Origin of the sequence: Corallococcus terminator, from assembly GCF_003611635.1 — a bacterium.
GTDB classification, from domain to species: domain Bacteria; phylum Myxococcota; class Myxococcia; order Myxococcales; family Myxococcaceae; genus Corallococcus; species Corallococcus terminator.
The window spans coordinates 17,717-29,208 of the sequence record NZ_RAVZ01000095.1; the positions used below are offsets into that span (position 1 = coordinate 17,717).

Sequence of the window (11,492 nt, forward strand, 5' to 3'; positions counted from 1 at the left end):
GGTATTTTTCCAAGTTAACTAGCGTGTAGGACTCGCACTGGATGGCTCGGGCGCGGGGAGGTGTCGCGAAGTGCGTTGGTGCGACCCACCGCAGGCAGGCCCGGCGTCTGGCAGTCAAGGAGACGATGATGGCGGCAGCAGCGCGATTCACGGTGGTGGGCGGCGGTCTCGCCGGGCTGATGACGACGATCAAGCTGGCGGAGGCGGGTCACCAGGTGGACGTGCTCTCGCTCGTCCCGGTCAAACGCTCGCATTCCGTCTGTGCCCAGGGCGGCATCAACGGCGCGGTCAACACGAAGGGTGAGGGTGACCACCCGGACATCCACGTGATGGACACGCTGCGCGGCGGCGACTTCCTCGCGGAGCAGGTCTCCGTGAAGGGCATGTGCTACGCGGCGCCTGGCATCATCTACCTTCTGGACCGCATGGGCGTGACGTTCAACCGCACGCCGGAAGGCCTGCTGGACTTCCGCCGCTTCGGCGGCACCCTGCACAACCGCACCGCCTTCGCGGGCGCCACCACCGGCCAGCAGCTCCTGTACGCGCTGGACGAGCAGGTGCGCCGCTATGAGGCGGAGGGCAAGGTCACCAAGTACGAGTACTGGGAGTGGCTGGGCACGGTGAAGGACGGCAATGGCCGCTGCATCGGCAGCGTGGCCATGGACCTGCGCACCATGGAGATCCGCACCTTCCCGGCGGAGGCCGTGTGCCTCGCCACGGGTGGTCCGGGCATCGTCTTCGGACGCTCCACCAACTCCATCATCAACACCGGCACCGCCGCGGGCCGCGCGTACATGGAAGGCGCGCTGTACGCCAACGGCGAGTTCATCCAGGTGCACCCGACCTCCATCCCGGGCGAGGACAAGCTGCGCCTGATGAGCGAGTCGGTGCGCGGCGAGGGCGGCCGCGTCTGGGTGCCGCGCAAGAAGGGCGACGTGCGCGCCCCCAAGGAGATCCCGGAGTCGGAGCGCTGGTACTTCCTGGAAGAGAAATACCCCAAGTACAAGAACCTGGTGCCGCGCGACGTCGCGACGCGCGAGATCTTCATGGTCTGCCGCGACCTGGGCATGGGCCTGGGCGGGCGCGACGGCGTGTACCTGGACGTGACGCACATCCCGGCCAAGACGCTGGACGCGAAGATCAAGGGCGTCATGGAGATCTACGAGAAGTTCGTCGGAGATGATCCGCGCCACACGCCGATGGTCATCTTCCCGGGCATGCACTACTCGATGGGCGGCCTGCACGTGTCCTTCGAGAAGGATTCCAAGACGAACACCCCGCTGGACGGCAGCCCGACGAACCAGACCACCCGCATCCCAGGCCTGTACGCGGCGGGCGAGGCGGACGGCGCCTTCCACGGCGCGAACCGCCTGGGCGCGAACTCGCTCCTGTCGTGCATCTATTCGGGCATGATCGGCGGCCCGGCGATGGCGTCCTTCGCCAAGTCGCAGGACGTCAGCGCGGCGGCGAGCCCGGAGAAGTACTTCAACGACGCGAAGAGCTACTGGGTGGACCGTTTCGCGACCATCAAGGCCATGAATGGCGCGGAGAACCCGTATCAGATCGCCAAGGAGCTGGGCGACGTGATGACGGAGAACTGCACCGTGGTGCGCTACAACGACCGCCTGAAGAAGACGGTGGAGAGCATCCGCGACCTGAAGGACCGCTGGAACCGCGTCAACGTGCTGGACACGGGCGTGGTCGCCAACCGGGCGCTGTCGTACACCAACCAGGTGTGGAACATGCTGGAGCTGGGCGAGGTCATCGCCACCAGCGCCCTCATGCGCGACGAGAGCCGCGGCGCCCACTACAAGCCGGACTTCTCCCTGCCGGAGCCCAAGACGAAGGATCCGCGTCAGGATCCGAGCTGGATGGAGCTGTGGCAGAAGCGCCACGACAAGTGGGCGAAGACGACGATCGCCAGCTACGCCTCCCAGGGCCCGGAGATCTCCTACCAGGACCTGCCGACGCCGGTGCTGGCTCCCGAGCCGCGCTGGTACGCATAGGCGGGGCGACTGTTTTTCGGACCCGCGCGCACCATGGCGCGGGAATCCGCTACCTGATTTGGCAGTGAAGGGAAGGGCTCGAGCACCATGGACACCGCACAGGCCAGCGCCGTCAGCACCCAGACCATCTCCTTCCGCATCTGGCGGCAGGATGATCCGAACCAGCCGGGCCACTTCGACGAGTTCAAGGTCCCCTATCGCAAGGGCGCCAACGTCATCTCCTGTCTGATGGAGATCCAGCGCAACCCCGTCACCTCCGACGGCAAGAAGGTCGCCCCGGTCATCTGGGACGCCGCCTGCCTCGAAGAGGTGTGTGGTAGCTGCGCGATGAACATCAACGGCCGGGTGCGCATGGCGTGCTCCGCGCTGGTGGACAAGCTGGAGCAGCCCATCACCCTGGAGCCGATGAAGAAGTTCCCGGTGGTGCGCGACCTCACCGTGGACCGCGAGCGCATGTTCGACGCGCTCAAGCGCGTGAAGGGTTGGATCCCCGTCGACGGCACGTACAACCTGGGCCCCGGCCCGCGCCAGTCGCAGAAGGACCACTCCGTGATGTACGTGCTGTCCACGTGCATCACCTGCGGTAGCTGCCTGGAGGCGTGCCCGCAGGTGACGGTGGACAACGACTTCATCGGCGCCGCCGCCATCAGTCAGGCCCGCCTGTTCAACATGAACCCCACGGGCAAGCTCAACGCGGAGGAGCGCACGCGCTCCCTCATGGGCCCCGGCGGCATCCAGGACTGCGGCAAGGCGCAGAACTGCGTGAAGGTCTGCCCGAAGGAGATCCCGCTGACGACCTCCATCGCGGTGATGAACCGCGAGGTCAGCAAGCTGATGATCAAGGACATCTTCTTCAAGGAAGAGGAGCAGAAGGCGTCGAGCGGTCCGGGGTAGTCCCTCCCGCACGCTTCTCGTGCCTCCTCGCGGCCCCGTGTCAGCGTCCCCTTCGAGGGCGCTGGGCGGGGCCGCGGTCGTTTCATCACCGGGGGAAGGGGGCCTGCCAGCCAGGCCTTCCACCCGGTGGGGGCTGGTGGGGCAGTGGGCTGAAGGCCCGCTCATCCACCCGGACACCGGGGGTTATGTCGGGGACGGGGCGTGTGTCCCGCGACGACGCTGGGGGCCAAACGGCCTTGCCAAGCGTCGCTTTCTGCGCAATGAGGGCCGGCGTTGACAGCCCCGATGGGGCCGTCCCCGTCTCCCCTCGTCCCACCCGGAGATTCGATGAAGATCCACGAGTACCAGGGCAAGGAACTCTTCCGGAAGTATGGCGTGCCCACGCCGCGCGGCATCCTCGCGCTCTCCCCCAACGAAGCGGAGGCCGCGGCGAAGACGCTGGCCACGCCGGTCGTCGTGGTGAAGTCGCAGATCCACGCGGGTGGCCGCGGCAAGGGCGGCGGCGTGAAGCTGGCCAAGAGCCCCGCGGAGGCCAAGGAGCTCGCCAGCCAGATGCTGGGCATGAAGCTCAAGACCATCCAGACCGGCCCGGAAGGGCAGACGGTCCACAAGGTCTACATCGAGGAAGGGCTCGCCATCGGCCAGGAGCTGTACCTGGGCGTGACGCTCGACCGCGCTTCCAGCCGTATCACCTTCATGGCGTCCCGCGAGGGCGGCGTGGAGATTGAAGAAGTGGCCGAGCACCACCCGGAGAAGATCCTCCGCGAGTCGGTGGATCCGGCGGTGGGCTTCCTGGACTTCCAGGGCCGCAAGCTGGCCTTCGGGCTGGGCCTGACGGGCCCCACGGTGAACAAGTTCGTGCAGTTCTGCTCCGCGCTCTACCGGATGTTCATGGAGACGGACGCGGCGCTCGTGGAGGTCAACCCGCTGGTCATCCTGAAGGATGGCGGCGTGGTGGCGCTCGACGCGAAGGTCACCTTCGACGAGAACGCGCTCTACCGGCACAAGGACCTGCTGGAGTACCGCGACGTCGCGGAAGAGGAGCCCCGCGAGACGCAGGCCAAGGAGTTCGACCTGGCCTACATCGCGCTGGACGGCAACATCGGCTGCATGGTGAACGGCGCCGGTCTGGCCATGGCCACCATGGACACCATCAAACTGGTGGGCGGTGCGCCGGCCAACTTCCTGGACGTGGGCGGTGGCGCGAACAAGGAGAAGGTGACGGCGGCCTTCAAGCTCATCCTCGCGGATCCCCAGGTCAAGGCGGTGCTCGTCAACATCTTCGGCGGCATCATGAAGTGCGACGTCATCGCCGAGGGCATCATCGCGGCGGCCAAGGAAGTGCAGCTCAAGATCCCGCTCGTCGTGCGGCTTGAGGGCACCAACGTGGAGAAGGGCAAGGACCTCCTCCGCAACTCCGGGCTCGCCATCACTCCCGCGGACAACCTGCGCCAGGCGGCTGAGAAGGCCGTGGCGGCGATCCAGTAGTCGTCGCGCACTCTTTCCTGAAGGAACGCCATGAGCATCCTCGTCAACGAGAATACGAAGGTCCTCGTCCAGGGCATCACCGGCTCGGCGGGCTCTTTCCACGCCAAGCAGATGTTGGAGTACGGGACGAAGCTGGTGGGCGGTGTCACGCCGGGCAAGGGCGGCACCGACTTCGAGGGCAAGGTCCCCGTGTTCAACTCGGTGGCTGACGCCGTGAAGCAGTCGGGCGCGAACACGTCCGTCATCTTCGTGCCGCCGCCCTTCGCCGCCGACTCCATCATGGAGGCCGCGGACGCGGGCATCTCCCTCATCATCACCATCACCGAGGGCATCCCCGTCAACGACATGATCCGCGCCAAGCGGTACCTGCAGGGCAAGTCGGTGCGCCTCATCGGCCCGAACTGCCCGGGTGTCATCACCCCCGGCGCGAAGTGCAAGATCGGCATCATGCCGGGCCACATCCACAAGCCGGGCCGCATCGGCGTGGTGTCGCGCTCCGGGACGCTGACCTATGAGGCCGTGCACCAGCTCACGCAGTTGGGCCTGGGCCAGTCCACGGCGGTGGGCATTGGCGGCGACCCCGTCAACGGCACCGACTTCGTGGACGTGCTGAAGCTCTTCAACGCGGATCCGGAGACGGACGCGGTGATCATGATTGGTGAGATCGGCGGCAGCGCCGAAGAGGCGGGCGCGGAGTACGTGGCCCGTGAGTTCACCAAGCCGATCGCCGGCTTCATCGCCGGTCAGTCCGCGCCCCCGGGCAAGCGCATGGGCCACGCGGGCGCCATCATCTCCGGCGGCAAGGGTACGGCCGGCGAGAAGATCAAGGCGATGGAGGCCGCGGGCATCCTGATGGCCGCCAGCCCCGCCGAGCTGGGCACCACGCTGCAGGAAGTCGTCAAGCGCGGCGCCCCCAAGAAGAACCGCTAAGCAGTCATCCCCGCGAAACCACACGAGGACTCAACGCCATGGCCATCGAGCGCACGCTTTCCATCATCAAGCCGGACGGGCTCAAGAAGCACGTGATCGGGAAGATCATCTCCCGCTTCGAGGAGAAGGGCCTGACGCCCGTCGCCATCCGCCTGCAGCAGTTGTCCCAGAAGGAAGCGGAAGGCTTCTACGCGGTCCACAGCGCCCGCGGCTTCTTCAAGGACCTGGTCGCCTTCATGATCTCCGGCCCGGTGGTCGTGATGGCGCTGGAGGGTGAGAACGCGGTCCTCGCCAACCGCGACCTCATGGGCGCCACGGATCCGAAGAAGGCCGAGAAGGGCACCATCCGCGCGGACTTCGCGGACAGCATCGACGCGAACACGGTGCATGGCTCGGACAGCCTGGAGAACGCGAAGAACGAGATCGCGTACTTCTTCCGCGAGACCGAGATCCAGAAGTACTAGTCGTCACGCTTCGTCCAGCCACCGCGCTGGGCAGGACTTGCGGCCCGGAGCCCACGCCCCTCGAAGGCGCAGGCCCGGGCCGTCGTCTTTTCTCGCGCCTGGTCGCCCGCTTGGACATCGCTTTCCATGGGCGGTATCCGGTTGCCCTCCCGGACGGTCCTTGCTACCGATAATGCAAGTCACTATCGGCAAGGAAGAACGTATGAGTGGTGGATCAGAGCGCGTGAATCGTCGGGGGCCGTTCCCGGTCAAGTTGCGGCTGCTGGAAGTGCTGCGGGTGACGCAACTGACGCCGCAAATGCTGCGGGTGACGCTGGGAGGCCCGGAGCTGGAGGGCTTCACCACGCCCGGCGCGGACGACCACGTGAAGGTGTTCTTCGCGGAGCCCGGCGCGAAGAAGCCGAACATGCCGGTGGTGGGCCCCCATGGCCTCAGCATGCCGGAGGGGCTCACGAAGCCCGCGTCGCGCGACTACACGCCGCGCCGGTTTGATCCGAAGGCGGGCGAGCTGGACATCGACTTCGTGCTGCACGGGGAAGGCCCCGCGTGCCAGTGGGCCGCCAACACGAAGCCGGGTGACTTCCTGGGCATTGGCGGTCCTCGCAGCACGCATGACGTGGCGGACGACTTCGACTGGTACCTGCTCGCGGGCGACCAGAGCGCGCTGCCGGCCATTGCCCGCCGCCTGGAGGAGCTGCCGGCGGGGAAGCGCGCGTTCGCCTTCATCGAGGTGTCCGACGCGTCGGAGGAGCAGCGCATCGACAGCCGGGCGGACCTGAAGCTCACCTGGCTGCACCGGGGAAGCGCGGAAGCGGGCACGACGAAGCACCTGGAGGAGGCGCTGCGGGCGTGGACCCAGCCCCCCGGGGAGGGCTTCGTGTTCGTAGCGGGCGAGGCCACGTCGCTCAAGCCCATCCGGGAACACCTGGTGGGCGAGCGCGGTCTCAACAAGGACTGGATGCGCGTGACGGGCTACTGGAAGCGCGGCGCCGCCGAGCATCACGATTCCAAGGGGTAGGCAGGGAAGGGGGCGTGCCCCTCCTTTGACTTGCCGTGCCTTGTTGTGGGAAGCACGCCCTGCTGCCTTCCGTTAGGCCTGACTGAACGATGTCCGAGTCCACCGCCACAGTCCTTCCCGTCACCGAGCCCCTGCCCGCGCCCACGCCGGCGAAGCTGGTCGACGTGGCCAGCTTGTCCAAGGAGAAGCTCGCCCTGTTCCTGAGCGAGCAACTGGGCGAGCGCGCCTTCCGCGCGGCCCAGCTCTACCGCTGGCTGCACCAGCGCGGGGCCACGACGTTCGATGAGATGACGGACCTGTCCAAGGGCCTGCGCGAGAAGCTCAAGGTCCAGGCGGAGATCGTCCCGCTGGTGAAGGACCTGGAGCAGCGCAGCGTCGACGGGACCATCAAGTACCGCTTCAAGACGCGCGACGGGCGCTTCATCGAATCCGTCTACATGCCGTCGGAGGACCGCAAGACGCTCTGCGTGTCCACCCAGGTGGGCTGCGCGATGGCGTGCACCTTCTGCATGACGGGCACGCTGGGGCTCAAGCGCAACCTCACGCCCGGGGAGATCGTCGCCCAGGTGCACGCGGTGAACCGCGAGGTGCGGCGCAACGAGTCCCTGGAGACGCTCCGTCCACTCACGAACCTGGTGTTCATGGGCATGGGCGAGCCGCTGCACAACTTCGAGAACCTCAAGACGGCGCTCGCCATCCTCCAGTCGCAGGATGGGCCCAACTTCAGCCACCGTCACATCACCGTCTCCACCGTGGGCCTGGTGCCCATGATCGAACGCTTCGGTCAGGAGACGGACGTCAAGCTGGCCATCTCGCTCAACGCCAGCACGGACGAGCAGCGCAGCAAGACGATGCCGGTCAACCGCAAGTGGAACATCGCGGCGTTGCTGGACGCGTGCCGCAAGTTCCCGCTGCGCCAGGGCCGGCGCATCACCTTCGAGTACGTGCTGCTCAAGGGCTTCAACGACACCGACGAGGACGCGCACCGGCTCCGGGAGCTGCTGCGGGACATCCCGGCGAAGGTGAACCTGATCCCGTACAACGAGAACCCCGGCCTGGGGTTCCAGACCACCGGCGAGGCCCGCGCGGAGGAGTTTCGCGCCATCCTCTCCGAGGCCCACGTCGCGGCCTACATCCGCAGGAACCGGGGCCGGGACATCGCCGGCGCCTGTGGCCAGCTCGCCAACCGGGGCGAAGCGACCGCGGAAGCCCCGACGTGACATAAGCACCCGAGCTTCCTTGACAATCCCGATGTAGGGGCGCTAAGAGCGCCCCCCTCCGCCTGTTACTGTTGAAGTCACCTGTTCGCTGGAGCGTTCCATGGCCGTTGTCCTCCGTCTTGCCCGCGCGGGCGCCAAGAAGATGCCGTACTACCACGTGGTTGCCACCGACTCGCGCAGCCCGCGCGACGGCAAGTTCCTGGAGCAGGTCGGCTCCTACGACCCCAACCACAGCCCCGCGAAGGTGCAGTTCAACGAGGAGCGTCTGGCCTACTGGATCAAGAGCGGCGCGGTGCCCTCGGAGACGGTCGCGGACCTGATCAAGACGGCGAAGAAGCAGGCCCCGGCGACCACCGCCTGAGCTCGCACCCGTCTGGACAAGACGTGGAGCCGCTGCTCACGTATCTGGCGAAGGCCCTGGTCGATCAACCGGACCAGGTCACCCTGCGCATCTCCGAGGCGGATGGCGGCCAGCTCTTCGAGCTGAAGGTCGCCCCCGAGGACGTCGGCAAGGTCATCGGTCGTGATGGGCGCACGGTGAACGCCCTCCGGACGCTGCTCAATGCCGCCGCCCAGAAGCTGGGCCAGAAGGTCCGCCTGGAGATTCTCGACGATCGGCGTGCCCCGGGTTCTCCCCTGGTGCCGCCTGCTCCGGACGCCGCGCGGTGAGCACTTCCACGTGTCTGGAGCTGGGCTATGTGGCCCGTGCGCACGGTCTGAAGGGCGAGGTGGCGGTCCGCAGCTTCGACCCTGCCTCGGAGACCCTGGGCACCGTCGATCGCGTCCGCCTGCGTCTGCGCTCCGGTGAGGAGCGGGAGATGGTGGTGGAGTCCTTCCGCGGCGCGAACAAGGAAGACCTGCTCGGCTTCGAAGGCGTGGAGACGCGCGTCGCCGCCGAGGCCCTGGTGGGCTCGAAGGTGTTCGTCTACCGCGAGGACCTGGAGCCGCCCGAGGAGGGTGAGTTCTTCCAGGGCGACCTCGTGGGGCTCGCCGCCGTGGACGAGCAGGGGGCTTCCCTGGGCACGGTGGAAGAGGTCTGGGCCACGGGTGAAGTTCCCAACCTGGTGATCCGTGCGAAGGGCCGTCCCGAACTGGTGGTGCCCTTCGCGGACGAGTTCGTTCCGTCGGTGGACATCGCCGCGGGGCGCATCGTGATCCGTCCTCCCGAATACCTGGAGGTCGAAGGGCGCGACGACGGAGACGCGGGGTGAGCTACCCCGTGGAGATCCTCACGCTGTTTCCGGGGATGCTGTCCGGCTATCTGGGCGCGAGCATCCTCGGCAAGGCGCAAGAGAAGGGGCTCTTCTCCGTCACGCTCACCGACGTGCGGGACTTCGCCGTGGGCAAGCACCACGTCACCGACGACTCGCCCTATGGCGGGGGCGCCGGCATGGTGATGAAGCCCGAACCGCTGGTGGCCGCCATCGAGGCCGCGCGCGCCCGCCTGCCCGGGGCGAAGGCGCTGCTCATGAGCCCCCGGGGCCCTGTCTTCACCCAGGCCACCGCGCGCGAGCTGGTGCGCCACGAGGGCGGGCTGATCCTGGTCTGCGGCCGGTATGAGGGCGTGGACGAACGGGTGATGCCGTTCCTGGATGGCGAGCTGTCCCTGGGAGACTTCGTCCTCACGGGCGGTGAGATCGCGGCGATGGCGGTGGTGGACGCCGTGACGCGACTGGTGCCGGGCGTGCTGGGCAACGAGGCGTCCTCGGTGGCGGAGAGCTTCGAGGAAGGCCTGCTCGAGTACCCGCACTACACCCGGCCGCCTGTCTTCCGGGGGGTCGAGGTCCCGGCCGTGCTCCAGTCCGGCGATCACGCCAGGATCGCGCGGTGGCGTCGTTGGAAGGCCATCAAGCTCACCCAGGCGAGGCGTCCCGATCTGTATTCGCGGCTGGAGTTTGGCAAGGCGGATCAGAAACTGCTCGCCAGGGGTGAGGAAGAGTTGTAACCCTGCGCGTCCTCGCGGAACCCTTCGAAGCGGGCTTGTCCGACACGGCAGTCTCTGCTAGTACGGCCCGCTCTTTCCACGCGTCCTACGCGTCAAGTTCCGCTTTTTGGAGTCGTCATGCGCCGCAGCCTCATTCAGCACGTCGAAAACAAGTTCCTGCGCCAGGACCTCACCCAGTTCCGTACGGGTGATTCCGTTCGCGTCCACTGGAAGGTCAAGGAAGGCGAGAAGGAGCGCGTGCAGGCCTTCGAGGGCGTGGTCATCCGCAAGACCAAGGGCACCAACCGCGCCACGTTCACCGTGCGCAAGATGTCCTTCGGCGTCGGCGTGGAGCGCATCTTCCCCATCCACAGCCCCCGCTACGAGAAGATCGAGGTCCTCACCCGCGGCGACGTGAACCGCAAGCGCCTCTTCTACCTCCGCGACCTGAAGGGCAAGGCCTCTCGCGTCGACGTGCAGGTCGATCCGGAGCGCGCCGCGAAGAAGGCCGCCAAGCTCGCTGCCGCCGCTGCCCAGGGCTAGTAGGTCCTGAGAAACCCTCTCGCGGCCTTCGTGGCCGCGTGCGAGAAGGAGCGTCCGTCACTGGACGCTCCTTTTTTCGTTCGGGCTAGACTGCACACGCCATGCACTTCGTCGAGGTTGCCATCCAAAACGTCCGCGGGTTTTCCCCCGCTGGCCGTTTCCCGTTGAAGACCGGGTACCTCATCCTCAAGCCGCCGACGGCGGATGTGTTGCCGCTGGCGGGCCTGTCGCTGTCGCTGCTGTTCTCGGATGGTCGGGGCGGTGACTCCAGCTTCGTGGGCTCGGGCGGGCGCTCCGGCAAGGCCGCGCTGACGTTCGTGGGCCAGGACGGGATGACGTACCGGGTGCTGCGCGAGCTGGGCGGTTCCGGTTCGCTGCACCGGCTCAATCCCACCACCAGCCAGCCGGAGCTGATGTCGTCGGACACGGCGGAGATCAACCAGTACCTGCGGGGCCAGGCGGGCCTGCCGCCGCGCACCACGTTCGAACAGGTGTACTGCCTCCAGTTGGTGATGCTGCCGTCCCGTCGGCCTCGCAAGGCGTCCGCCCAGGTGGCCGCAGCGAAGGCCTCCGGCAGCACGCCGTCCCTGGCGACGGCCAGCGCGGTGCGACCCGCGGAGGATCTCCAGGCCGCCGAGGCGAAGGTGAAGGCGCTGGAGAAGGAGATCGTCGTCTCCCGCGAGGTGGATCAGCTCCAGTTCAAGGTGGACGAACTGTCGTCGCTCATCTTCGAGGCGGACTCGAAGCTCCGGGGTGGCGAGGGTCTCAAGGAAGCCATCGTGGAGGCGGAGAAGGCCTGGCGCGCGGCGCCTTCTCCAGAGTCGCTGGGCCTGCCCCAGGACATCCTCACGCGCGTGAAGCGGCATCCGAAGGCGGTGGCGCGGCGGGATGAGGCGCTGGCTCGGCTGGAGACGGACCGCGACCCGGAGCTGGAGGACGCGGCGTTGAAGGTGCCGCCGCTCACCCAGAACCGCTACTTCTGGGGCGGCCTGGGGTCGGGCGCAC

12 protein-coding genes and 1 pseudogene are annotated in these 11,492 nt (G+C 67.3%); all 13 read left to right on the plus strand.

The genetic code is table 11. The features are described from left to right. Positions 1 to 128: 128 nt before the first annotated feature. The gene (gene sdhA / locus D7V88_RS15700; protein WP_120541456.1) at positions 129 to 2,006 is read left to right on the plus strand and encodes a succinate dehydrogenase flavoprotein subunit; all 1,878 of its coding nucleotides are present in this window, start codon (positions 129 to 131) and stop codon (positions 2,004 to 2,006) included. Positions 2,007 to 2,093: 87 nt separating this feature from the next. Then, positions 2,094 to 2,900 (plus strand): succinate dehydrogenase iron-sulfur subunit, encoded by an 807-nt coding sequence (gene sdhB, locus D7V88_RS15705; protein WP_120541457.1) that lies wholly within the window; start codon positions 2,094 to 2,096, stop codon positions 2,898 to 2,900. A gap of 327 nt (positions 2,901 to 3,227) precedes the next feature. Beyond that, on the plus strand, positions 3,228 to 4,388 hold the full coding sequence (gene sucC, locus D7V88_RS15710) for an ADP-forming succinate--CoA ligase subunit beta (protein WP_120541458.1): 1,161 nt from the start codon (positions 3,228 to 3,230) through the stop codon (positions 4,386 to 4,388). Positions 4,389 to 4,418: 30 nt separating this feature from the next. Beyond that, positions 4,419 to 5,318 (plus strand): succinate--CoA ligase subunit alpha, encoded by a 900-nt coding sequence (sucD, locus tag D7V88_RS15715; RefSeq protein ID WP_120530930.1) that lies wholly within the window; start codon positions 4,419 to 4,421, stop codon positions 5,316 to 5,318. 38 nt (positions 5,319 to 5,356) lie between these two features. Then, the gene (ndk, locus tag D7V88_RS15720) at positions 5,357 to 5,782 is read left to right on the plus strand and encodes a nucleoside-diphosphate kinase (protein ID WP_120541459.1); all 426 of its coding nucleotides are present in this window, start codon (positions 5,357 to 5,359) and stop codon (positions 5,780 to 5,782) included. A 202-nt stretch (positions 5,783 to 5,984) separates the two neighbouring features. Then, on the plus strand, positions 5,985 to 6,800 hold the full coding sequence (locus D7V88_RS15725; protein ID WP_120541460.1) for a siderophore-interacting protein: 816 nt from the start codon (positions 5,985 to 5,987) through the stop codon (positions 6,798 to 6,800). An 89-nt stretch (positions 6,801 to 6,889) separates the two neighbouring features. After that, a complete protein-coding gene (gene rlmN, locus D7V88_RS15730; RefSeq protein ID WP_120541461.1) occupies positions 6,890 to 8,020 on the plus strand; it encodes a dual-specificity RNA methyltransferase RlmN in 1,131 nt (376 codons plus the stop codon). 100 nt (positions 8,021 to 8,120) lie between these two features. Continuing rightward, positions 8,121 to 8,381 carry a 30S ribosomal protein S16 gene (rpsP, locus tag D7V88_RS15735; RefSeq protein ID WP_120530934.1) on the plus strand — a complete coding sequence of 87 codons (261 nt, stop codon included), beginning with the start codon at positions 8,121 to 8,123 and terminating at the stop codon, positions 8,379 to 8,381. 23 nt (positions 8,382 to 8,404) lie between these two features. Then, positions 8,405 to 8,689: a KH domain-containing protein gene (locus D7V88_RS15740; RefSeq protein WP_120541462.1), complete on the plus strand. Its 285-nt coding sequence runs from the start codon at positions 8,405 to 8,407 to the stop codon at positions 8,687 to 8,689. Beyond that, positions 8,686 to 9,231 (plus strand): ribosome maturation factor RimM, encoded by a 546-nt coding sequence (gene rimM, locus D7V88_RS15745; protein WP_120541463.1) that lies wholly within the window; start codon positions 8,686 to 8,688, stop codon positions 9,229 to 9,231. The genes D7V88_RS15740 and rimM overlap by 4 nt, the downstream gene beginning before the upstream one ends. Further along, positions 9,228 to 9,965, plus strand: a complete 738-nt coding sequence (gene trmD / locus D7V88_RS15750) for a tRNA (guanosine(37)-N1)-methyltransferase TrmD (RefSeq protein ID WP_120541464.1) — start codon at positions 9,228 to 9,230, stop codon at positions 9,963 to 9,965. Before rimM ends, trmD begins: the two co-directional genes overlap by 4 nt. A 117-nt stretch (positions 9,966 to 10,082) precedes the next feature. Further along, on the plus strand, positions 10,083 to 10,487 hold the full coding sequence (gene rplS, locus D7V88_RS15755) for a 50S ribosomal protein L19 (protein ID WP_120541465.1): 405 nt from the start codon (positions 10,083 to 10,085) through the stop codon (positions 10,485 to 10,487). A gap of 101 nt (positions 10,488 to 10,588) precedes the next feature. Beyond that, positions 10,589 to 11,492, plus strand: a pseudogene (locus tag D7V88_RS15760) (chromosome segregation protein SMC); the annotation flags it as partial.